The organism is Streptomyces sp. NPDC033131 (genome assembly GCF_055578365.1).
The window spans coordinates 37250-60001 of the sequence record NZ_JBVIPA010000025.1 but is presented as its reverse complement, the minus strand read 5'-3'; the positions used below and the strand labels follow the sequence as shown (position 1 = coordinate 60001).

Genomic DNA, 22752 nt, shown 5'->3' with positions numbered 1-22752 from the left:
CTGACGGGACCCAAAGAGATCGACCGGGTCCCAGGAGATCGACGGGGTACAGGCAGACCGCCGGGATCCATTGACTTCACTCTCACTTGACAAGCGCATGACATTCGCTCTCACGGGGGATACCGCACCATGCGTTCCACACGTACGCCCGCAGCGCCACAACCCGGGCGGCGCACCCGCACGCTTCTCACCGCCACCGGGCTCGTCGCTGCCTTCGCGCTGACCGTGACGGCCTGCGGCGGTTCGGGCGAGGACACCGCCGGCGACAAGCCCGGCGCCACCACGTCCCAGGCCGCCGGGGGCAAGGTCGAGGTTCCTGCGAAGATCGCCGACAAGCTCAAGGAGCACGGCATCGATGTCGACGACTGGGCGGCCGGTGGCTGGAAGGACTGGGACAAGGACCAGTGGCTCAGTGAGGCCAAGGACTTCGTCAACCCGGTGATCAAGGGCCTCTGGAAGCCCGAGCGGATGCAGTCCGCGAAGGAGGCCGACAAGACGGTCTCGACGAAGGACGCCGCGGCGGACCAGGGCGTCAGTGACCCCGAACCGGCGCCCGTCGAGGCCACGGCCGAGAAGACGCCGTACCACCGGAACGCGGCCCCGGTCGGCAAGATCTTCTTCGACTCCCCCGACGGCCCGATGGTCTGCTCGGGCACGGTCGTCAAGGACGTGAACCATCCCGGCAAGTCCAACCTGGTGTGGACGGCGGGCCACTGCGTGCACGCCGGTGGCAGTGGTGGCTGGTACCGCAACATCGTCTTCGTCCCGGCGTACAACGACCTCGGAAAGTCCGAGGCGCAGCTCGGCAACGCCACGGCCTCTGAGATCGCGCCCTCCAACTGGTGGGCCGACTGGGCCTCGACGTCGAACGGGTGGATCCAGGGCGGTTCCGAGACCGGCGGCGCGGGTGCCGCGTACGACTACGCCGTGCTGCATGTGAAGCCGGAGTCGGGGTCCAAGTCCCTGGAGGAGACCACCGGCGCACTCGATGTCGACTTCTCCGCCCCGTCCGCGGGAGAGGTCGCCACGATGGGCGCCTGGGGCTACCCGGCCGCGCCGCTGTACAACGGTCTGCAGATGTTCAAGTGCCTCGACCAGCCGGGCCGGTTCTCGCTCAGCTCGAGCCTGCCGACGATGTACCGCATCGGCTGCACCATGACGGGCGGCTCGTCCGGCGGCGGCTGGTTCCGCGTGCTGGACGGGAAGACCACGCTGGTCTCGAACACCTCGATCGGCCCGACCGACAGCACATGGCTCGCGGGCCCGCAGCTCGGCCAGGACGCCGAGGCGCTCTACGAGAGCATGAGCAAGACGTACGGCGGTCAGTGATCCGCACACGCTGATCCGCACACGCTGAAGGCCCGCCGCCTGCGACGAGCAGGCGGCGGGCCTTCAGGCTGTTCCGGGCCGGTCAGGCGAACGGACGGTCAGGCGAGGGGCGCCGGAACGTACGGCGCGAGATCCGCCGCCAGTTCCTCGTGCACCCGCGCCTTGAGCAGGGTGCCCTCCGGGGTGTGCTCCGCGGAGATCACCTCGCCCTCGTCGTGGGCGCGGGCCACCAGCTTGCCCAGCGTGTACGGCACGAGCGCCTCGATCTCGACCGACGGCCGCGGCAGCTCGTTGTCGATCAGGGCAAGCAGTTCCTCGATGCCCTGGCCGGTGCGGGCCGACACCGGGATCGAACGCTTTTCCATCCGCATGAGCCGCTGGAGCGTCAGCGGGTCGGCTGCGTCCGCCTTGTTGATCACGACGATCTCGGGTACGCCGGTGGCGCCGACGTCCCTGATCACCTCGCGTACGGCGGCCAGCTGCTCCTCCGGGTTCGGGTGCGAGCCGTCCACCACGTGCAGGATCAGGTCGGACTCGCCGACCTCCTCCATGGTGGAGCGGAACGCCTCGACCAGGTGGTGCGGCAGGTGCCGGACGAAGCCGACGGTGTCCGCCAGCGTGTACAGACGGCCACTGGGCGTCTCCGCCCGGCGCACGGTCGGGTCGAGGGTCGCGAACAGGGCGTTCTCGACCAGCACACCCGCGCCCGTGAGGCGGTTGAGCAGCGAGGACTTGCCGGCGTTGGTGTAGCCGGCGATGGCGACCGACGGCACCTTGTGACGCTTGCGCTCCTGGCGCTTGATCTCGCGGCCGGTCTTCATGTCCGCGATCTCCCGGCGCATCTTCGCCATCTTCTCGCGGATCCGACGCCGGTCCGTCTCGATCTTGGTCTCACCGGGACCACGGGTGGCGAGGCCGCCGCCCTTGCCGCCGCCCATCTGACGGGACAGCGACTGACCCCAGCCGCGCAGCCTCGGCAGCATGTACTGCATCTGCGCGAGCGCTACCTGCGCCTTGCCCTCTCGGGACTTGGCGTGCTGGGCGAAGATGTCGAGGATCAGGGCCGTACGGTCGATGACCTTGACCTTGACGACGTCTTCGAGATGGATGAGCTGGCCCGGGCTGAGCTCACCGTCGCAGACGACGGTGTCCGCGCCCGTCTCGAGCACGATGTCGCGCAGCTCCTCGGCCTTGCCGGAACCGATGTAGGTGGCAGCGTCAGGCTTGTCGCGGCGCTGGATCACGCCGTCGAGCACGAGCGCGCCCGCGGTCTCAGCGAGAGCGGCGAGCTCCGCGAGGGAGTTGTCCGCGTCCTGCGCGGTCCCCGAGGTCCAGACGCCCACGAGTACGACCCGCTCCAGGCGGAGCTGGCGGTACTCGACCTCGGTGACGTCCTCGAGCTCGGTGGAGAGGCCCGCGACGCGGCGCAGGGCCGCGCGCTCGGAGCGGTCGAACTGGTCGCCGTCCCGGTCTCCGTCGATCTCGTGGCTCCAGGCGACGTCCTCTTCCATCAGGGCATCGGCCCGAAGACCTTCGGGGTAGGCATGCGCGACGCGCTCAGTGTCCTGGGAAGAAGATGAAGAGGAGGTCATTGGGTCCTTACGTCGATGAGGATTCCGACAAAGCGGCGACAGAGCCGAAGCCGAACTTCTGAGCCGGCCATCACTGCTCACAACGCACGAGTACCCCGGGAGATTCCCGTGTCCCGTGCCGCGCCGACCTGAGGATGGTCGCACGGCACGGCCCGTCTCGTCACCGTCTTATTTCGCGGGAGCCTGCTGAGGCCCGGCCGACTTCCAGTCCGGGTGGCCGGGCATCGGCGGGGTCTTCTCGCCGTAGAGCCAGCCCTCGAAGAAGCCGCCCAGCTCGCGGCCGGAGACCTCCTCGGCGAGCCCGACGAAGTCCGCGGTCGAGGCGACGCCGTCCCGGTGGCGGGTCACCCAGGCCCTTTCCAGGCGTTCGAAGGCGGGGTGGCCGATCTCCTGGCGCAGGGCGTACAGGGCCAGTGCGGCGCCGTCGTAGACGTTCGGCCGGAAGATGCTGATCTTTTGGCCGGGGTCGGGGACCTTGGGGGCGGCGGGCGGTCCGCCGGCTGCGCGCCAGCGGTCGGAGGCGCCGTACGCCGCCTTCATCCGCGCCTCCATGGGGCGATCCGCCTTCTCCTCCGCGTACAGGGCTTCGTACCAGGTGGCGTGCCCCTCGTTCAGCCACAGGTCGGACCAGGTACGGGGGCTCACGCTGTCGCCGAACCACTGGTGGGCGAGCTCGTGCACCATGATCGACTCGACGTACCACTCCGGGTAGCCGGGCTCGGTGAACAGGTTTTTCTCGAAGAGGGAAAGGGTCTGCGTCTCCAGTTCGAAACCGGTGTCGGCGTCGGCCATGAGCAGGCCGTACGTCTCGAAGGGGTACGGCCCGACCTTGCCCTCCATCCAGGCGATCTGGTCGGGGGTCTTCTTCAGCCACGGCTCCAGCCGCTCGCGGTCCCTGGTGGGCACGACGTCTCGTACGGGCAGTCCGTGCGGGCCGCTGCGGCGCAGCACGGTGGAGCGGCCGATGGACACCTGGGCGAGCTCGGTGGCCATGGGGTGCTGGGTCCGGTACGTCCAGGTCGTCGCCGGGCCCGCCCGGTCCACGCCGGTCGGCAGACCGTTGGCGACGGCCGTGTAGCCCTTGGGTGCGGTGACCCTGATGGTGAACATCGCCTTGTCGGAGGGGTGGTCGTTGCAGGGGAACACCAGGTGGGCGACGTCGGCCTGGTTGGCCATGGCGAGGCCGTCCGCGGTCCGTACCCAGCCGCCCTCCCGGTCCTCGGCGGACACGGGGTCGCTGGTGTGCCGCACGGTGACCCGCATCCAACTGCCCTCGGGCAGCGGATCCTCGGGCGTGACCACCAGGTCCTCGCCGGCGCTCGTGAACGCCGCGGGCTCGCCGTCGACCTCGACCGAGTCGACCTTGCCGTGCGCGAAGTCGAGGTTGACGCGGTCCATCGAGGCCGTCGTCCAGGCGTCGATCGTGGTGACCGCCTGGAGCGGCTTGCTGTTGGTGCCCGGATAGGTGAAGGAGAGGTCGTACGCCGCCACGTCGTACCCCGGGTTGCCCAGGTACGGGAAGAGGCGGTCGCCGACGCCCAGCGGGGCAACCGGGGCACTCGCGGCGAGGAGGCAGACGGAGACGGCGGAGGCGAGAAGGGCGCCGGCCTTTCGGCGCCGGGAGGGCGTGATGCGGGCTCGGGGAGCCGGGGTGCGGGGGGTGAGCAGCATGCACCACGGCTATCAGCGGGCGCGCGCGGTGCGGCGGCGGCGCGCGACCGGCCCACTCGAACGGGTAGGTCGGCGGGACGAGGGTGCCGCCGGCACGCGAGAGCGCGCCACGCGCGCGTGCCGGCGTCACAGGCTCCCCTCAGGCCCCCGGCGTCTGCGCCCGGCTCACGTCGTACACCCCCGGCACATCCCGCATCGCCCGCATCAGGGCGGGCAGGTGTGCCGCGTCGGGGAGTTGGACGGTGTAGGTGTGCCGTACGCGTTGCTGGCTGGGGGGCTCGACGGTCGCGGAGACGATCTCGGCCCCCTCCGAGGCCATCGCCTCGGTGAGGTCGGCCAGCAGATGCGGGCGGCCGAACGATTCGGCGAACAGGGTGACCCGGCATCCGCTGGTGTCTCCCCAGCGCACACCGACCTCCGCACGCCCCGCGCTCTTCATACGCGCCACCGCGGCGCACTCCACGCGGTGGACGGTCACCGCTCCCCCACGAACGGCGAAGCCGATCACCTCGTCGGGCGGTACGGGCGTGCAGCAACCGGCCATTCGTACGCTCGCCCCGGGCTGGTCGACGACGGCGTTCGCGGTGGCGGGACGGTCGGCAGTCGGGGCGGCGTGTCCTTCGGTAGCGGTCACCGTGTTCCCGGCGGCGGGCGGCCGGAGCGATGCCTCGCCGGCCTGGAGGGTCGGGACCGGCCCCGCCTTCTGCGCCTCGGCGGACGCCGGATGCGTCGTGAGCCACCGCTGGATGGCGATCCGGGCGGTGGGCGTGTGGGCGTGCTCCAGCCACTCCCTGGATGGCTCGGAGGCGGGGTCCTGGCCCATGAGGAGCTGGACGGTGTCGCCGTCCTTCAGGACCGTGCTCAGGGTCGCCAGGCGGCCGTTGACGCGGGCGCCGATGCACGCGTGCGCGTCCTCGCCGTACTGCGCGTACGCGGCGTCCACACAGGTCGCCCCCGCGGGCAGACCCAGCCTGCCGCCGTCGGGCCGGAACACGGTGATCTCACGGTCCTGGGCGAGGTCCTCGCGCAGGGTGGACCAGAACGTGTCGGAGTCGGACGCGGCCTCCTGCCAGTCGAGGAGGCGGGAGAGCCAGCCCGGGCGGGTCGGGTCGGCGCGCTCACCGTCGCTCGAAACGCTCTGCTCCTCCGAAGGAGGAGCGTAGGGATTGCCCAGCGCGACGACGCCGGCCTCCGCGACCTTGTGCATCTGGTGGGTGCGGATGAGGACTTCGGTGACCTGGCCGTCCTCGCGGGCCACGGCGGTGTGCAGCGACTGGTAGAGGTTGAACTTGGGGACGGCGATGAAGTCCTTGAACTCCGAGACGACAGGCGTCATGCAGGTGTGCAGTTCACCCAGTACGGCGTAACAGTCGGCGTCCTCGTTCACCAGCACCAGCAGACGGCCGAAGTCGGCGCCGCGCAGCCGGCCGCGTTTGCGGGCGACGCGGTGCACGGAGACGAAATGCCGGGGCCGGATGAGGACTTCGGCCTGGATGTCGGCGTCCCGCAGGACCGTGCGCATCTCGTCGGCCATCTCGGCGAGCGGGTCGTCCGCGCGGGAGGCGTTGTCGACGATCAGCTCCCGGGTGTGCTCGTACTCCTCGGGGTGGAGGATCGCGAAGACCATGTCCTCCAGTTCGGTCTTGAGCGCTTGGACGCCGAGCCGTTCCGCGAGGGGGATGAGGACGTCCCGGGTGACCTTGGCGATGCGGACCTGTTTCTCGGGACGCATCACGCCGAGGGTGCGCATGTTGTGCAGCCGGTCGGCGAGTTTGATCGACATCACACGGACGTCGTTGCCGGTGGCGACGAGCATCTTGCGGAAGGTCTCGGGCTCGGCGGCGGCCCCGTAGTCGACCTTCTCCAGTTTGGTGACGCCGTCGACGAGGAAGCGCACCTCCTCGCCGAACTGCTCACGGACCTGATTGAGCGTCACATCCGTGTCCTCGACGGTGTCGTGGAGCAGAGACGCCGTCAGGGTCGTCGTCTCGGCGCCCAGTTCGGCGAGGATCAGGGTCACGGCGAGCGGGTGTGTGATGTACGGCTCACCGCTCTTGCGCATCTGACCGCGATGCGAGGACTCGGCCAGGACGTAGGCGCGGCGCAGCGGTTCGAGGTCGGCGTCGGGGTAGTGGGCGCGGTGGGCCTCGGCCACGTGGCCGATGGCGTCGGGCAGCCGGTCACGGGCTGCGGGGCCGAGCAGCGCGGCCCGGCCGAGGCGGCGCAGGTCGATCCGGGGGCGGGCCTTCCTGCGGGGCACTGTCGGCAGGACCGGGCCTGCTGTGACCGGGCCTGGGCTCGCGGGATTCGTGGCCTCCGCACTCATGGGCACCTCCGGCTGCGTGGACCGGCGGACGGGGTGCCCCAGGGCGGACACAGCTCGGGGGGTGGCATCAGTCCCCCGTCCGGGCCGGTGCTTGATGCTACCGAGCCCATCACGTGCGCCCGACCGCCTCTCGTCGAGCGTGAAAAGGATCACCCATTCGAGCGACGGTTTACAGGTTTACGGTTCGCATGCTGTGACCTGCGCCCGGTCAGCGAACGGAGCGTTCCAGCCACTCCGCGTCGATTTCTCCCTCGGCGACGATCACCGCGGGGCCGGTCATCTCAATCTCGCCGTCGGGTCGCTCGGTGATCACCAGGGTGCCGCCGGGCACGTCGACGGTGTACGTCACCGGGGTTCCGGTGGCGGTCGGGTCGGCGCCGTCCCGGCGGGCGGCGGCCACGGCGACGGCGCACGCGCCCGTGCCGCACGAGCGGGTCTCGCCGGAGCCGCGCTCGTGCACGCGCAGGGCGACGTGCCGGGGGCCGCGGTCGACCACGAACTCGACGTTCACCCCGTCGGGATAGGCGGCGGCAGGGCTGAAGGGCGGCGGGGAGTACAGGTCGCCCGCGTGCGCGAGGTCGTCCACGAAGGCGACGGCGTGCGGGTTGCCCATGTTCACGTTCTGTGCGGGCCAGCTGCGCTCGCCGACACTCACCGTGACGTCCCCTTCCGGGAGCAGCGCCTTGCCCATGCCGACGGTGATGTCACCGTCCTTGGAGAGGTGCACCGTCTTCACGCCCGCGCGCGTGGCGATCGCGAGGTCGCCCTCGTCGGCGTGTCCGGCGCGCTGGAGGTAGTGCGCGAACACGCGCACGCCGTTGCCGCACATCTCCGCGACCGAGCCGTCGCCGTTGCGGTAGTCCATGAACCACTCCGCCTCGGCCGCCATGTCCTTGGCCTCGGGGTGCGCCTCGGACCGCACCACGTGCAGCAGGCCGTCACCGCCGATGCCGGCGCGGCGGTCGCACAGTGCGGCGACGGCGGCCGGGGGCAGGTCGATGGTGTTCTCGGGGTCCGGGACGATCACGAAGTCGTTCTCGGTGCCGTGCCCCTTGAGGAAGGCGATCCGCGTGCTCATTCCTCGATCGTACGGGGTGGGTACGACAACGCCCGCGCGCGTTGGAGAGCCGGCGCAGCCGACCGGCCCGGCGCCGCTCAGCGCAGCCGGGCCACGCGCCACACGGCCAGCACGACCACCGCGGCGACCATCACGGCGTACGCGATCACGACCCGCCAGTCCGGACGGCGCCCAGAGCCCCGCTGCGGCAGCCCTGGCCACGTGTAACCAACGCGACGAGCGGCCATCATGCCCCAGCCGGCCGCGCAGGAGCAGATCAGCAGGCCCAGCATGGCGATCACGGCTCCGCTGTCGCCGAAGTCGAAGGCCAGCGGGAACGCGAACATCAGGGAGCCGACCGCGGCCAGGCTCACGATGGGAGCGAGCTGCCAGATGCGCATCCGGCGCTGCGGGCGCAGCTCGACCTCGACCTCGGGGCCGCCCGCGAACATCTCCTCGGGCTCCGGGCCGTCGGCGGTCACGCCGTCCGGCGTCTCGTCGGGCCCGTCGGGGCTCAGACGGTCGCCGTCCTGCTCCGCTTCACCGCTGTCGGCGGTGAGGGGCTCGGTACCTTGTGCGGTGTCGCGAGGGCCGGCCTCCATCGCCACGCGCCCTCCCAACTCGGACTCCACTTGGTCGATCGAAGCTCGATGATGGCACGGTGCCGAAGGCCGCGATGACGGCCGGAGCGTCCCGATGCCATGACGTGATCAGGCTGTAACCGGTCGTTCGACCAATGCCAGTGCGAGCTGCGGAAGTCTTGTGACATCCGCCGCAGCCCCACTCAACCAATGCACACGCGGGTCGCGCCTGAACCACGAATCCTGACGGCGCGCGAAGCGCTTGGTGGCACGTACGGTCTCGGCCCGCGCCTCTGCGTCGGTGCACTCTCCGGTGAGCGCCGCGAGCACCTGCTGGTAGCCGAGCGCGCGCGAGGCCGTACGCCCCTCACGCAACCCCTGCGCCTCCAGTGCGCGTACCTCGTCCACCAGCCCGGCGTCCCACATCCGGTCGACCCGGCGCGCGATGCGCTCGTCGAGTTCGGGCCGCGCCACGTCGACGCCGATCTGCAGGGTGTCGTAGACCGAGTCGTGGCCAGGGAGGTTGGCGGTGAAGGGCTTGCCGGTGATCTCGATCACCTCGAGGGCCCGGACGATACGGCGGCCGTTGCTGGGGAGGATCGCGTGCCCGGCCTCGGGGTCGGCGGCGGCCAGGCGCGCGTGCAGCGCCCCCGAGCCGCGCAGGGTGAGCTCCTCCTCCAGCCTGGCCCGGACTTCGGGGTCGGTGCCGGGGAACTCCAGGTTGTCGACGGCCCCGCGGATGTACAGGCCGGATCCGCCGACCAGGATCGGCCAGCGGCCCTCGGCGAGCAGGGTGTCGATCCTGGCGCGGGCCAGTCTCTGGTACTCGGCGACGGAGGCGGTGACCGTGACGTCCCAGATGTCCAGGAGGTGGTGCGGGACGCCCTCGCGTTCCTCGGGCGTCAGCTTGGCGGTGCCGATGTCCATCCCTCGGTAGAGCTGCATGGAGTCGGCGTTGACGACCTCGCCGCCGAGACGCTGGGCCAGAAAGACGCCCAGATCGGACTTACCGGCCGCGGTCGGTCCGACGACGGCGATGACTCGGGGGGCGGGGGGTGCGCTGCTCACCGCCCCAGTCTCGCAAACCTCACGGCCACGCCTCGAACGAGTTACGTGACGGTACGCGCGCGGGGTCGTTGCCAGTTGCGAGGTTTTCCGCCGCCTGATCGCAGAGGCGGCGGCCCGGGCGGCGCAAACGGACGCACCGGACGACGCGGGATTTCGCCCGCATGAGTAATGTATGGAGTGGATATGGGCGTTTTCGCACGGCTTCTCCGGAGGTCAAAGACCACGGAGGAGGCGTCAACCGCCGAGCCGCAGGCCGATCAGCCGACGGCCGAGCCTTCGACTGAGAAGGCGGCAGAGGCGAAGGGGTCGGTCGAGGCCGAGGCTGAGACCGAGGCCGGTACGACGTCCGACTCGAAGACTGAGACGAAGGCCGAGGCCAAGGTCGAAGACGCTGTGGAGGAGACGGCTGTACCGGCCGCCGAGGACACCTCCGGCTCCGGCGAGGGCGTCGAGATCCCCAAGCAGCAGTCCGCGGAAGAGGCTGCCGACAGCGAGGCCGGCGAAGGCGCTCGCACGTAACCGCCCCGCGAGGGAAGGTGGACCATGGGTCTCCTGGACAATGTGAAGGCCAAACTCAGCCCCGCCAAGGACAAGGTCTCCGGCCTCGCCCAGCAGCACGGGGACAAGATTGAGCATGGCCTCGACAAAGCCGCCAAGGTCGTCGACGAGAAGACCAAGGGCAAGTACAGCGACAAGATCCAGTCGGGGACGGGCAAGGCCAAGGGAGCCATGGACCGGATCGCGCACAAGGACGGCACGGACCCGGGCGGCGACATCGGTACGCCCCCGGCCTCCCCGCCTCCGTCCTCCCCGCCTCCGGCTTCCTGAACGACACGGCGCACCGACGGACGGCCGCGGAGCACGACGCTCCCGGCCGTCCGTCGTTTCCGTCGTTTCCGTCGGAGCCCTCGTTGCGCCGTTTCCGTGGTTGCGCCTCTTCCGTCGTCGCCGTCCGCCTCCGCGGTACGGCGAGGGCGGCTACGACCAGGCCGCGACCACGTATCCCACCCCGTACGGCGCACCCTCGTACAGCAGGGTGCCGCCGAGGTCCGTGTCCTGCGCCGCGCCGGCCAGCACCTGCCAGGGGGCCCGGCCCGATGCCTTCAGCTCGTACGCCAGGTCTGCGTCCAGCGCCTTGAGAGCCTCCGGGTCAGCCGCGCCCAGTGCACGCGTGACCTCCGCGTCGAAGGGTGCCGCCCGGTCGTCGAGATAGCCGGGTGCCTTGAGCGTGCGGCACGCGCTGGCGTCTCCCATGACCAGCAGAGCCACCCGCTCGGCACGGCCCGCGATTTCCCCTCCGACCTCGATACACCGCTCGGCCGCGAGCGGTTCCCCCACACCGAGTCCCTCGATCGGGGCATCCGCCCACCCGGCCCGCTCCAGCAGCCACGCGGCCACCGACAGCGAGGGCGGGAGCATGCGATCGGCTCCTGTGTCCCGGTCCGCGCCCAGGCGTACGTCGAGGTCCACACCGAACCCGCGGAACGAGCCCCGGGTGCCCTCCGGATGCCTCCCGCGCCCGCTCTGGCCGGCCGGCCCGACGACCACGAGCCGGTCGGGCCGGGCCGCGGCGAGAACACCGAGCGCGTCCGTGCACGCGGCACGCGCGACGTCCAGTTCGGGTGCGGCACCCGCGGCGACCTCGGGCACGAGCAGGGGCGGGCAGGGGCAGACTGCGGCGGCGACAAGCATGATCGGCAGGGTAACCCTGGCGGGCGGCGCGAGGGAGCCGAGGACCGGCGGAACGGCCGTACGCCCCCCGATCTCCCCGCGTGTCCACACGCCCCTCCGCGACGCACGCGTGTGGGCGGCAGCGGTGGGCCGTCAGCCGCGGACGTCGCTGCGCGGCCCGCCTCAGCAAGCAACCCGTACCCGCTGCCCGGTCACGCCGCAGGCTCCCCCGCGCGGCGTCAGTCGCAGCCGCAGCCGCTGCCCGTCGTGGCCGGGAGCGGCTCGGGGGCGCCGATCTTCGGAAGGCCGAGCATGACGCCGGCCGGAGCGGCAGCCTTCTCGGCGTTGCGCTTCTCCCAGGCGTCGCCCGCGCGCGTGGGGCGCACGGCGAGGGTGGGACCCTCGGCGAGGAGGTGGTGCGGGGCGGCGTACGTGATCTCGACGGTCACCACGTCACCGGGGCGGACCTGCTGCTCCGGCTTGGTGAAGTGGACCAGGCGGTTGTCGGGGGCGCGGCCGGAGAGGCGGTGGGTGGCACCGTCCTTGCGGCCCTCACCCTCGGCGACCATGAGGTCGAGCGTGCGGCCGACCTGCTTCTTGTTCTCCTCCCAGGAGATCTCCTCCTGGAGGGCGACAAGACGCTCGTAGCGCGCCTGGACGACCTCCTTGGGGATCTGGTTCTCCATGGTCGCGGCCGGGGTGCCGGGGCGCTTGGAGTACTGGAAGGTGAAGGCCTGTGCGAACCGGGCCTCTCGGACGGCGTGCAGCGTCTCCTCGAAGTCCTCCTCGGTCTCGCCGGGGAAGCCCACGATGATGTCGGTGGTGATCGCCGCGTGCGGGATGGCGGTGCGGACCTTCTCGATGATCCCGAGGTAGCGCTCCTGGCGGTAGGAGCGGCGCATCGCCTTGAGGACCGTGTCCGAGCCGGACTGCAGGGGCATGTGCAGCTGCGGCATCACGTTCGGCGTCTCGGCCATGGCCGCGATCACGTCGTCGGTGAAGTCGCGCGGGTGCGGGGAGGTGAAGCGGACGCGCTCCAGGCCCTCGATGGCGCCGCAGGCCCGCAGGAGCTTACTGAAGGCCTCGCGGTCGCCGATGTCGGAGCCGTACGCGTTGACGTTCTGGCCGAGCAGCGTGATCTCGGAGACGCCCTCGGCGACCAGGGCCTCGATCTCGGCCAGGATGTCGCCGGTCCTGCGGTCCTTCTCCTTGCCTCGCAGGGCGGGGACGATGCAGAAGGTGCAGGTGTTGTTGCAGCCGACGGAGATGGAGACCCAGGCCGCGTACGCGCTCTCGCGCCGCGTCGGCAGAGTGGAGGGGAAGGCTTCGAGTGACTCGGCGATCTCGACCTGTGCCTCTTCCTGGACGCGGGCGCGCTCCAGGAGGACCGGCAGCTTGCCGATGTTGTGCGTGCCGAAGACGACGTCCACCCAGGGCGCCTTCTTGACGATGGTGTCGCGGTCCTTCTGGGCGAGGCACCCGCCGACCGCGATCTGCATCCCGGGGCGGCTCGCCTTCCTCGGGGCGAGGCGGCCGAGGTTGCCGTAGAGCCGGTTGTCGGCGTTCTCGCGCACCGCGCAGGTGTTGAAGACGACGACGTCCGCGTCCCCGTCCGACCCCTCGGGTGCGCGCACGTACCCGGCGTCCTCGAGCAGCCCGGACAATCGCTCGGAATCGTGAACGTTCATCTGGCACCCGTAGGTGCGCACCTCGTATGTCTTCACGCCCACTGCCAGGCTCCGGTCGCTGCTGCTCATGCGACAAGGGTAGGCGGTGCCCGAAGGGCCTCCTGCCGCCGACGGTCTGCCGGCAGGCTCCGGTGATGCGCCGTTCCCGCACCTGGAATACGCCCTGTCACGCGCCGGCTACGGGAGGTGGCGGCGACGTCGGTCGCTTCTCGGTCCCTTGTTCCGTACCGACGGGCTGCCGCAGTTGGCGGTGGCAGCGGCAGAGCGGGCACGCCGTGGACCGGTTCGGTCGCCTCACGGGTCGATGAGGCCCGCCCGGATCGCGTAACGGGTCAGTTCCAGACGGTCGCGCATGCCCAGCTTCTGCAGAAGGTTCGCGCGGTGGCGTTCGACTGTCTTGGTGCTGATGAAGAGCAGTTCGCCGATCTCCTTCGAGGTATGGCCCTCGGCGACGAGCTTGAGGATCTCCTCCTCGCGCTCGGTGATGGCCCGCTCGGGCAGACCGTCGCCCCGGTGGAGGCGGTCGAGGTACGAGCGGACAAGGGCCCGCTCCGCCCCCGGATAGATGAACGGCTCGTCCCGTACGGCCGCCCGGCACGCCTGGACCAGGTCGCGGTCGGCGACGGACTTCAGGACGAAACCCCCGGCGCCGGCCTTGAGGGCCTCGAAGAAGTACTGCTCGTTGTCGTACATCGTGAGGATGAGGATGCGCAGGTCCGGCAGACGGCGGGAGAGTTCGCGGGCCGCCTGGAGCCCCGTCATCCGGGGCATCGCGACGTCGAGGACGGCCAGATCGACGTCACGCGCGCGTGCCAGGTCGACCGCCTCCGCCCCGTCGCCGGCCTCGGCCACGACGGTGAGGTCCGGCTCATTCTCGAGGATGAGGCGAACGCCTCTTCGTACGAGCGTGTGGTCGTCGGCGAGCAGGACGCGGATCGGGGTCTCCAGCGGCGGGCGGGGCGCCATCAGCGGTTCCTCCCGGTCGCGGCCGGAATGCGCAGCCGTATGTCGGTGCCGCGGCCCGGGGCGGGTTCCACCAGGAGAGCGGCGCCTATGAGGAGGGCACGTTCGCGCATGCCGCTGATGCCCGCGCCCTCCGGGGCGCCACCCAGGCCCTTGCCGTTGTCGCGTACGAGGAGTTCGACGCCGTCCGGGACCGGCCGCAGCCGGACGTCCGCGCGGTCGGCGGCGGCGTGCCGCACGGTGTTGGTCAGACCCTCCTGGGCGACGCGGTAGACCACGAGTTCGGACTCCTCCGTCAGCCGGGGCAGATCGCCGGGGACGTGGTGGCGCACGGTCAGTCCGTGCGTGGTGAACTCGGCCGCCAGGGAGCGCAGGGCGCTCGGCAGCCCGAGCTCGTCCAGGACGCCGGGGCGCAGCCTGCGGGCGATGCGGCGGATCTCGTCGAGGCCGGCGCGGGTGGCCTCCTGGGCCTGGCTGACCTCCTCGCGCAGGTCGTCGGGCACCCGGTCGGCGACGCGCCTGAGCTGGAGGAGGACCGCGGTCAGGGTCTGGCCGACCTCGTCGTGGAGTTCGCGGGCGACGCGGTGGCGTTCGCGTTCCTGGGCGGAGAGCGCGCGGGCGGCGCCCGTGGCGCGTTCGTTTTCCAGCCGGTCGAGCATCGTGTTGTACGTCGTGATCAGCGCGGCCGTCTCCGCGGGACCGGCGACGAGGGCGCGGGCCCCGGGGCGCAACAGGTCGGCCGTCGCCATGGCCCGGCCCAGCCGCTCGAGCGGGGCGAGGCCGATGCGCAGCACGAGCGCGTTGGCGGCGAGCAGTACGGCGAGGCCCGCCACGACGGCCAGTGCCTCGCCCGGCAATACGGGGGTGGACACGGTGACCGGACCGAGCAGCAGTGCGGCGGCCGCGATCAGGCCGACGGCGTTGAGCGAGAAGATCCGCCAGAACAGCGACACCGTTCCTTTCTCGCCCCTTCCCGTCCTTGTCCGCGGCCCGTGGGTACCCGCATACGGCACCGCCGCAGCCAGCCTCGCCGCGCGCCTTCGGCCTCGTATATCCGTGACGACACCCATGTCGTCACCGTACGGGGCAGTGGCAGCATGCGGACTTGGCAACCGCGTACACCGCATCACGACGTGTTAAGGGGAAAGACGTGTCTGTTCCACGCCTGAGGGCGACGCCGCTACCGGGGATCGGGGTCCAGTACGATCTCATGACCCGGGAAGACCGCCATCTGTCCGTGGTGGCACACCGCGATGGCGCCCGCACGGTGAGCGTGTACCAGGCCGACGATCCCGACTCCTGCGCCCAGTCGCTACGGCTGACCGGTCCCGAGGCGGGCGCGCTGATCGACGCGCTGATGCCGTCCCATCACAGTGCGAGCCTGCTCTACACCACGGACCTGGGGCTGGTCGCCGAGCGCGTCGAGGTCGCCGCGGGCTCCCGGTGGAACGGGCGGGTGCTGGGCGAGACCCGGATGCGGACCGAGACGGGCGCGTCCGTCGTGGCCGTGCTGCGGAGGGCGGAGGCCATTCCGTCGCCGACGCCGGACTTCCGGCTCGTCGGCGGGGACACCCTCATCGTGGTCGGTACCCGTGAGGGCGTCGACGCCGCCGCGGCGATACTCGGGCGGGAGTGATCCGGTGCACTCCGCGGTACTGCTGATCGAGTTCGGTTCCATCATCCTCGCCCTTGGCCTGCTCGGCCGGTTCGCAGCCCGCTTCCGGCTCTCCCCCATCCCGCTGTACCTGCTCGCCGGTCTGGCCTTCGGCGAGGGAGGGCTGCTGCCGCTCGGGGCCAGCGAGGAGTTCATCGCGACCGGCGCCGAGATCGGCGTCATCCTGCTGCTGTTGATGCTCGGCCTGGAGTACTCGGCCGGCGACCTGATCACCAACCTCAAGTCCCACTACCCGTCCGGTCTCGTCGACTGCGCGCTCAACGCCCTGCCGGGCGCGGCGGCGGCGCTGCTGCTGGGCTGGGGGCCGGTGGCCGCCGTCGTGCTGGCCGGAGTCACCTGGATCTCGTCGTCCGGCGTGATCGCGAAGGTGCTCGGCGACCTGGGCCGGGTGGGCAACCGCGAGACGCCGGTGATCCTCAGCATCCTCGTCCTGGAGGACCTGGCGATGGCGGTGTACCTGCCCATCGTCACCGCGCTGGTGGCCGGCGCCGGGCTGCTGGCCGGGAGCGTGACCCTGGCGATCGCGCTGGGCGCGGCGGGTCTCGTGCTGTTCTTGGCGGTGCGTTACGGCCGGCTGATCTCCCGCTTCGTCTCCAGCGACGACCCGGAGAAGCTGCTGCTGGTCGTGCTCGGCCTGACGATCCTGGTGGCGGGCGTCGCCCAGCAACTCCAGGTGTCCGCCGCGGTCGGCGCGTTCCTGGTCGGCATCGCGCTGTCCGGGGAGGTCGCCGAGGGCGCACACACCCTGCTGAGCCCGTTGCGGGACCTGTTCGCCGCCGTCTTCTTCGTGTTCTTCGGCCTGCACACCGACCCGGCCAGCATCCCGCCCGTGCTGCTGCCGGCCCTGGCGCTGGCGGTCCTCACCGCCGGGACGAAGATCGCCACCGGGTACTGGGCGGCCCGGCGCGCCGGGATCTCCGTCAAGGGACGCTGGCGTACCGGCGGGGCGCTGGTGGCACGCGGCGAGTTCTCGATCGTCATCGCGGGGCTCGCCGTGAGCGCCGGCATCGAACCGTCCCTCGGCCCCCTGGCGACGGCGTACGTCCTGATCCTGGTCGTCCTCGGCCCCCTCACCGCGCGTTACACGGAGCCGGTGGCGTCCTGGTGGACCCGCCGCGCCGAGGACCGCCGGGAGACCCGGGAGGCCTCGGCGCGGGCAGCGGCCGAGGCAGGGGCGTCGGTGGGCGGCGACTGAGCGACGGGCCTCGCCGCCGCATGCCGCCGCCCTGGCGGCACGGACGGCAGAGGCGGGGCAGGGCGGTGTCGGTCGGCGGCAGCCGATCCGCCGGCACCGGCACGCCCCGCCGCGCCGTCGCCCTGCACCCATCCCTGCCGGCGCAGCACGCACGACACGTCCGGAGCCTCGTAGTGGCCGCCCTTGAGGATCTTGCCGTCGGCGCGGCGGGCGACACGGCGGTCAGGGCCCCTTGGTCATGTGGGACCGGTGGATCTCGGTGATCACCGCGTCGAGGTCGATGCCGTGGACGAGGGCCGGGCCGTGCCGTGCCGTGCGGTGCCGTGCCGTAGGCGGCGTAGACGACATCGGCGAGCTCGTGCGCGAGCCGGTCCAGCGGGCCGGTGACGGGGACCTCGGCGACCTCCGCGGCCTCCTCGGCGAGCAGCTCACCGCGATGGGCGGCCAGGTCGGGCGAGGCCTCGGTGGGTGTACTGCGGGCGGCGAGGTGGAACGCACGGACCAGGTCGGCGGGCGAGGAGCTCATCCGGCGACTCCAGCCACCGCCACTGACAACGCGTCGGCGCATACGGCTGCACCGGCCACCGTCCCTCCAGGTCCCGGCCCGCACCCCTCCCGCCCCGCCCCCTGTGACGCCGCCCCTGGTCAGCACGGCGTCCCGGCTGGCAGGATCGCCCGCATGTCCAGAGTGCTCCCCCGTATCGGCAGGCGCCGGGCCCTGCAGGGCGCGACCGCCGGAGTCGTCGCGCTCGGGCTGCTGCTGTGGTGGCTGCTGCCGCTGGGCGAGGCACCTCCGAGCGGGACGATCAGGTTCAGTACGGGGACGAAGGCCGGCGTCTACCAGGAGTACGGGTGGCGACTGCGCAACGAGCTCGACAAGGACATGCCGAATCTCAAGGTGCGGCTGATGACCAGTGACGGCTCACAGGAGAACGTCGCGCGCGTGGCGACCGGCCAGGCCGACTTCACCATCGCGGCGGCCGACGCCGTGGAGGCGTACACCGGCCCCGACGCCGACGGGCTGCGCGGTGTCGCCCGCCTGTACGACGACTACGTACAGCTCGTCGTCCCGAGCGACTCGGACGTCCGGACGGTCGCGGACCTGGAGGGCAAGCGGGTCGCCATAGGGCCGCCCCACTCGGGTGTGCGGCTGATCGCCAACCGGGTACTCAAGGCGGCGGGCATCGACGCGAAGAAGGACATCACCCCGCTGCCCGACGGAATCGACATCGGCCCGGCCCGGCTCAAGCGGGGCGAGATCGACGCGTTCTTCTGGTCGGGCGGTTTGCCGACGCAGGGTCTGAGGAAGCTGTCCGCCACCTACGCCTTCCGGTTCGTGCCGATCGGCACCGACCTCGTCGCCAAGCTGCACCAACAGGGCGGCGCGTCCCGCTACTACCGCGCCACCAACATGCCGGAGTCGGCCTATCCCTCGGTCCAGAAGGGCTCCACGGTGGCGACGATCGCGGTGTCCAACCTGCTGATCACCCGCAAGGACGTGGACCCGAGGCTCACCGAGTGGTTGACCCGGGCCGTGCTCAAGAGCAGGGACGACATCGGCGACCGCGTCCACTCCGCCCAGTTGGTCGACGTACGCACGGCGATCTACACGGACCCATTGGACCTGCACGAGGGTGCGCAGCGGTATTACAGCTCGGTCAAGCCGTAGACGCCGTAGACGACACCACGCGCGCGTCGTAGGAGATGGCGCGCACGCGTCGTACGAACGTCTCGTCGGCTGTCGCAGGAAGCCTCACCGCGCGACCCGGCGCGCACCCTCACAACACGCGGTGCGCCTGGGTCGCCCGTCGTAGCCCGGCGTACCGAACCTCACGCAGTGGGACCGGACCGGGGCACTCGCACCGTCACCGTCAGCCCGTGCGGCTCGTGGTGGTCGTACGTGATCGAGCCGCCGCCCGCGGCGAGAAGAGCGCGGGAGATGGAGAGACCGAGGCCGGAGCCCTTGACGTTCTGGTGGCGGCCGCTGCGCCAGAAGCGGTCGCCTACGCGCGCGAGTTCGTCGTCCGTGAGGCCGGGGCCGTTGTCAGTGACCACGACGGTGGAGGTGCTGCCGTCGGAGGCGACCGTGACCTCGACGGTCTCGTCCTTCGGCGTGAACTTCACCGCGTTGTCGATCACCGCGTCCAGGGCGCTGGAGAGGGTGACCGGGTCGGCCCAGGCTGTGGTGGGCGGGCAGGTGCCCACCAGCCGTACGCCCTTGGCCTCGGCGGTCGGCGTCCAGGCCGCGACGCGCTCGGAGGTGAGGGCGCCGATGTCGGTGACCCTGAGGTCCGCCTCGGTGTGCTCGGCCAGTGCCAGGTCGAGCAGGTCGTCCAGGACCTGTGCCAGACGCTTGCCCTCGGCCTGGACCGAGGCGATCTCCTGATTGCCCTCCGGCAGTTCGAAGGCGAGCAGCTCGATGCGCAGCAGCAGCGCCGCGAGGGGGTTGCGCAGCTGGTGCGAGGCGTCGGCGACGAAGGCGCGCTGCTGTTCCAGGACGTCCTCGACGTTGTCCGCCATCTCGTTGAACGACCGGGCCAGGCGCCTGAGTTCCGGCGGTCCGCCGGCGACCGCGACGCGGGACTTCATGGCCCCGCTCGTGATCGCGTGGGTGGTGGCGTCCAAGACGCGCACGGGTCGCAGGACCCAGCCCGTCAGCCGTAGCGCGGCGCCCACGGCCAGCAGCATGGCGGCGATCTCCCCCGCTCCGATGACCAGCCAGCCGTGCAGGATCCGCGAACGCATCTGCCCGGTGGGTGAGTCGGTGACGACGACGGCGACGACGTCGCCGTCCCGGATGACCGGCGAGGCGACGACCAGACGGTGGCGCTGCCAGGGCCACACCTGCTTCGGATCGTGGCTGCGCCGGCTGAGCAGCGCCTCGCCGAACGCCTGGCGGACCTCACCCTCCCTCGGGAGGACGAAGGTGGAGGGCGCCTTGGCCATGGGGGTGGCGTTGCGGTAGAAGACGCCCGCCCGGATGCCATAGACGTCGTGGTAGCTGGCGAGTTCGATACCCAGCGTGTCCTTGCGCTCGTTCGTCTCCCCGGGCGGGTCGGTGACGTACTGGGCGAGGGCCGCGAAGCGTGCCGTGTCGTCGATCCGGTCCACGATCACGTTCTGCTGCTGGGCCGCGGCCACACTGATGGCGAGCGGGACACCGAGGGCGAGCAGAACGGCCGCCATCAGGACGATGAGCAGCGGGAGCAGGCGTGTGCGCACCCGGCCCCGCTACGCGCCCGGGGCGACGAGCCGGTAGCCCACGCCGCGTACGGTCTCGATGAGTGCCGGCATCCGCAGCTTGGCGCGCAGGGACGCCACGTGTACCTCCAGGGTGCGGCCGGTCCCCTCCCAGCTGGTGCGCCACACCTCGCTGATGATCTGCTCCCGGCGGAACACCACACCGGGGCGCTGGGCCAGCAGGGCCAGGAGGTCGAACTCCTTGCGGGTCAGCTGGACGACCGAACCGTCCACGCTGACCTGGCGGGTGGGCAGTTCGATGTGCACCGGGCCGAGGCGCAGGCCGGTCTCGCTCGCCCCGGGGGCGTCGTCGTGGGCGGTGCGCCGGGCGACGGCGTGGATGCGGGCCAGCAGCTCCCCGGTGTCGTACGGCTTCACCACGTAGTCGTCGGCGCCGAGGTTGAGGCCGTGGATGCGGGAGCGGACGTCCGAGCGCGCGGTCACCATGATCACCGGGGTGCTCGTGCGCTTGCGGATCTTGCCGCAGACCTCGTAGCCGTCCTGGTCGGGCAGGCCCAGGTCGAGGAGGACCACTCCGAAGCCGTCGACTTCCGGGACAAGGGCCTGCAGGGCCTCCTCGCCACTGCGGGCGTGGGTGACGTCGAAACCGTGTCTCGCCAGGACCGCGGACAGGGCGGCCGCCACATGGTTGTCGTCCTCGACGAGGAGCAGTCTCATCCGGGCCCCCTTCGGTTCATCGGACGTACGATCGGGATGTGTACAAAAACGTGGGCACGCGCGCGCGTGCACATGGCAGTCACGCTGATGGATGAGGACGGCGTCAAGAGGGTTCCGGTTGCGCGCGGCTTCCGTTACCCGGCCGATACGCGCCCAGCTCGCAAGTGCTACGACATGTGTCCGATTGCTATCGGATCGTGATGCTCAGATTCCCCTCAGATGTAATGACGCTGGTCGCGAGTGGTCACTACTGTCCTCCGAAACCGAGGAGGACGGAGCCCTAAAGCGATGACCGAAGTATCGGTGGCCAAGGAAGATGCGGCCGCGACCGGAGAACTGGTCGTCCTGAAGAGCGTCAACAAGCACTTCGGCGCGTTGCACGTGCTCCAGGACATCGACCTGACGATCGCCCGCGGCGAGGTCGTCGTGGTCATCGGACCCTCCGGGTCCGGGAAGTCCACCCTGTGCCGCGCCATCAACCGCCTGGAGACGATCGACTCCGGCACCATCGCCATCGACGGCAAGCCGCTGCCCCAGGAGGGCAAGGCGCTGGCCCGGCTGCGCGCAGACGTGGGAATGGTCTTCCAGTCCTTCAACCTGTTCGCACACAAGACCGTGCTCGAGAACGTGATGCTGGGCCAGATCAAGGTCCGCAGGACCGACAAGAAGGCGGCCGAGGAGAAGGCCCGCTCGCTGCTCGACCGAGTGGGTGTCGCCAACCAGGCGGACAAGTACCCCGCACAACTGTCCGGTGGCCAGCAGCAGCGTGTCGCCATCGCGCGTGCCCTGGCCATGGGCCCCAAGGTCATGCTGTTCGACGAGCCCACATCCGCGCTCGACCCGGAGATGATCAACGAGGTGCTGGAGGTCATGCAGCAGCTCGCCCGCGACGGCATGACCATGATCGTCGTCACCCACGAGATGGGCTTCGCCCGTTCGGCCGCCAACCGGGTGGTGTTCATGGCGGACGGTCGGATCGTCGAAGAAGCTGTGCCGGACCAGTTCTTCAGCAACCCGCGCAGCGACCGCGCCAAGGACTTCCTGTCGAAGATCCTGCACCACTGACGAATCCGGATCACTGACGCGACCGCGCCACCGACGGCCCGCGCCACCCGCAACGACGGCACTCTCCTCACCACACAAAGGATGTTCACCATGAAGCTCCGCAAGGTCTCCGCCGCGGCGGCCACCGCACTCGTCCTCGCCCTGACCGCCACCGCCTGTGGCAGCGACGACGGCGACAGCGACAGCGGCTCGGGTTCCGGTGGCGGCGACAAGATCAAGGTCGGCATCAAGTACGACCAGCCCGGTCTGGGCCTGAAGGAGCCCGACGGCTCCTTCTCCGGCTTCGACGTCGACGTGGCGACGTACGTGGCCAAGGAACTCGGCTACGAGCCCAACCAGATCGAGTTCGTCGAGACCAAGAGCGCCGACCGCGAGAACGCCCTCGCCCGCGGCGACGTGAAGTTCATCGCGGCCACCTACTCGATCAACGACGAGCGCGCCAAGAAGGTCGACTTCGCCGGCCCGTACCTGCTGGCCCACCAGGACCTGCTGGTCAAGGCCGACTCGGACATCACCGAGGGCACCGACCTCAACGGCAAGAACCTGTGCTCGGTGACCGGCTCCACTTCGGCGCAGAACGTCAGGGACGAGATCGCCCCGAAGGCCAACCTGAAGCAGCTGGGCGGCTACTCGGAGTGCATCTCCGGCCTGCAGGCCGGCTCCGTTGACGCGCTGACCACGGACGACTCGATCCTCGCGGGCTTCGCCGCACAGGAGCAGTACAAGGGCCAGTTCAAGCTCGCCGGCCTCAAGCTCAGCAACGAGAACTACGGCATCGGTGTGAAGAAGGGCGACACCGCGACCGTGGACAAGATCAACGCCGCTCTCGAGAAGATGGTCAGCGACGGCGCGTGGGAGAAGGCGGTCACGGAGAACTTCGGTCCGGCCAACTACAAGAACGAGCCGGCGCCGAAGATCGGCAACATCGTCAAGTAGCACGATCCCCGGCGTGC

20 protein-coding genes and 1 pseudogene are annotated in these 22752 nt (G+C 70.7%); 8 read left to right on the top strand and 13 right to left on the bottom strand.

Features of this window, described 5'->3' with window-relative positions:
• Window positions 1-129 precede the first annotated feature (129 nt).
• Window positions 130-1329, top strand: coding sequence for a trypsin-like serine peptidase (locus tag ACZ5XS_RS28245; RefSeq protein ID WP_468655915.1), 1200 nt, complete (start codon window positions 130-132; stop codon window positions 1327-1329).
• Between the two features lie 98 nt (window positions 1330-1427).
• Here the strand turns inward: ACZ5XS_RS28245 and hflX are convergent, their stop codons facing one another.
• The 6 genes from hflX to miaA form a co-directional block, all read right to left on the bottom strand.
• Window positions 1428-2921 (bottom strand): GTPase HflX, encoded by a 1494-nt coding sequence (gene hflX / locus ACZ5XS_RS28240; protein ID WP_468655913.1) that lies wholly within the window; start codon window positions 2919-2921, stop codon window positions 1428-1430.
• A 168-nt stretch (window positions 2922-3089) separates the two neighbouring features.
• Window positions 3090-4592: a M1 family metallopeptidase gene (locus ACZ5XS_RS28235; RefSeq protein WP_468655911.1), complete on the bottom strand. Its 1503-nt coding sequence runs from the start codon at window positions 4590-4592 to the stop codon at window positions 3090-3092.
• Window positions 4593-4731: 139 nt separating this feature from the next.
• On the bottom strand, window positions 4732-6918 hold the full coding sequence (locus ACZ5XS_RS28230) for a RelA/SpoT family protein (protein ID WP_468655909.1): 2187 nt from the start codon (window positions 6916-6918) through the stop codon (window positions 4732-4734).
• Window positions 6919-7126: 208 nt separating this feature from the next.
• A complete protein-coding gene (gene dapF / locus ACZ5XS_RS28225; protein WP_468655907.1) occupies window positions 7127-7996 on the bottom strand; it encodes a diaminopimelate epimerase in 870 nt (289 codons plus the stop codon).
• 77 nt (window positions 7997-8073) lie between these two features.
• On the bottom strand, window positions 8074-8577 hold the full coding sequence (locus tag ACZ5XS_RS28220; RefSeq protein WP_468656032.1) for a hypothetical protein: 504 nt from the start codon (window positions 8575-8577) through the stop codon (window positions 8074-8076).
• A 108-nt stretch (window positions 8578-8685) separates the two neighbouring features.
• Window positions 8686-9624 carry a tRNA (adenosine(37)-N6)-dimethylallyltransferase MiaA gene (gene miaA / locus ACZ5XS_RS28215; RefSeq protein ID WP_468655905.1) on the bottom strand — a complete coding sequence of 313 codons (939 nt, stop codon included), beginning with the start codon at window positions 9622-9624 and terminating at the stop codon, window positions 8686-8688.
• Window positions 9625-9807: 183 nt separating this feature from the next.
• On the opposite strand from miaA, the gene ACZ5XS_RS28210 reads away from it, so the two are divergent.
• Window positions 9808-10143, top strand: coding sequence for a hypothetical protein (locus tag ACZ5XS_RS28210; RefSeq protein WP_468655903.1), 336 nt, complete (start codon window positions 9808-9810; stop codon window positions 10141-10143).
• 24 nt (window positions 10144-10167) lie between these two features.
• Entirely contained in the window at window positions 10168-10452 is a 285-nt protein-coding gene (locus ACZ5XS_RS28205) for an antitoxin (protein ID WP_468655901.1), read from the top strand.
• A gap of 150 nt (window positions 10453-10602) precedes the next feature.
• Here the strand turns inward: ACZ5XS_RS28205 and ACZ5XS_RS28200 are convergent, their stop codons facing one another.
• The 4 genes from ACZ5XS_RS28200 to ACZ5XS_RS28185 form a co-directional block, all read right to left on the bottom strand.
• On the bottom strand, window positions 10603-11316 hold the full coding sequence (locus tag ACZ5XS_RS28200) for a class III extradiol dioxygenase subunit B-like domain-containing protein (RefSeq protein WP_468655899.1): 714 nt from the start codon (window positions 11314-11316) through the stop codon (window positions 10603-10605).
• 218 nt (window positions 11317-11534) lie between these two features.
• Window positions 11535-13052, bottom strand: a complete 1518-nt coding sequence (gene miaB / locus ACZ5XS_RS28195) for a tRNA (N6-isopentenyl adenosine(37)-C2)-methylthiotransferase MiaB (RefSeq protein WP_468655897.1) — start codon at window positions 13050-13052, stop codon at window positions 11535-11537.
• A gap of 225 nt (window positions 13053-13277) precedes the next feature.
• Window positions 13278-13949, bottom strand: a complete 672-nt coding sequence (locus ACZ5XS_RS28190) for a response regulator (protein ID WP_468655895.1) — start codon at window positions 13947-13949, stop codon at window positions 13278-13280.
• Window positions 13949-14899 (bottom strand): sensor histidine kinase, encoded by a 951-nt coding sequence (locus tag ACZ5XS_RS28185; RefSeq protein WP_468655893.1) that lies wholly within the window; start codon window positions 14897-14899, stop codon window positions 13949-13951. The genes ACZ5XS_RS28190 and ACZ5XS_RS28185 overlap by 1 nt, the downstream gene beginning before the upstream one ends.
• A 197-nt stretch (window positions 14900-15096) precedes the next feature.
• Between ACZ5XS_RS28185 and ACZ5XS_RS28180 the strand changes: the two genes are divergently transcribed.
• Window positions 15097-15582 carry a cation:proton antiporter regulatory subunit gene (locus ACZ5XS_RS28180; RefSeq protein ID WP_468655891.1) on the top strand — a complete coding sequence of 162 codons (486 nt, stop codon included), beginning with the start codon at window positions 15097-15099 and terminating at the stop codon, window positions 15580-15582.
• A gap of 4 nt (window positions 15583-15586) precedes the next feature.
• Window positions 15587-16816: a cation:proton antiporter gene (locus tag ACZ5XS_RS28175; protein WP_468655889.1), complete on the top strand. Its 1230-nt coding sequence runs from the start codon at window positions 15587-15589 to the stop codon at window positions 16814-16816.
• 128 nt (window positions 16817-16944) lie between these two features.
• On the opposite strand, the pseudogene ACZ5XS_RS28170 reads toward ACZ5XS_RS28175, so the two are convergent.
• Window positions 16945-17342, bottom strand: a pseudogene (locus ACZ5XS_RS28170) (pyrophosphohydrolase domain-containing protein); the annotation flags it as partial.
• Between the two features lie 153 nt (window positions 17343-17495).
• Between ACZ5XS_RS28170 and ACZ5XS_RS28165 the strand changes: the two are divergent.
• A complete protein-coding gene (locus tag ACZ5XS_RS28165; protein WP_468655887.1) occupies window positions 17496-18485 on the top strand; it encodes a TAXI family TRAP transporter solute-binding subunit in 990 nt (329 codons plus the stop codon).
• A 161-nt stretch (window positions 18486-18646) separates the two neighbouring features.
• Here the strand turns inward: ACZ5XS_RS28165 and ACZ5XS_RS28160 are convergent, their stop codons facing one another.
• On the bottom strand, window positions 18647-20038 hold the full coding sequence (locus ACZ5XS_RS28160) for a sensor histidine kinase (protein ID WP_468655885.1): 1392 nt from the start codon (window positions 20036-20038) through the stop codon (window positions 18647-18649).
• 9 nt (window positions 20039-20047) lie between these two features.
• Window positions 20048-20734: a response regulator transcription factor gene (locus ACZ5XS_RS28155; protein WP_217237341.1), complete on the bottom strand. Its 687-nt coding sequence runs from the start codon at window positions 20732-20734 to the stop codon at window positions 20048-20050.
• Between the two features lie 288 nt (window positions 20735-21022).
• Between ACZ5XS_RS28155 and ACZ5XS_RS28150 the strand changes: the two genes are divergently transcribed.
• Both ACZ5XS_RS28150 and ACZ5XS_RS28145 read left to right on the top strand, forming a co-directional pair.
• Window positions 21023-21799 (top strand): amino acid ABC transporter ATP-binding protein, encoded by a 777-nt coding sequence (locus ACZ5XS_RS28150; protein WP_468655882.1) that lies wholly within the window; start codon window positions 21023-21025, stop codon window positions 21797-21799.
• A gap of 90 nt (window positions 21800-21889) precedes the next feature.
• Window positions 21890-22735: a glutamate ABC transporter substrate-binding protein gene (locus tag ACZ5XS_RS28145; RefSeq protein WP_468655880.1), complete on the top strand. Its 846-nt coding sequence runs from the start codon at window positions 21890-21892 to the stop codon at window positions 22733-22735.
• Window positions 22736-22752 lie beyond the last annotated feature (17 nt).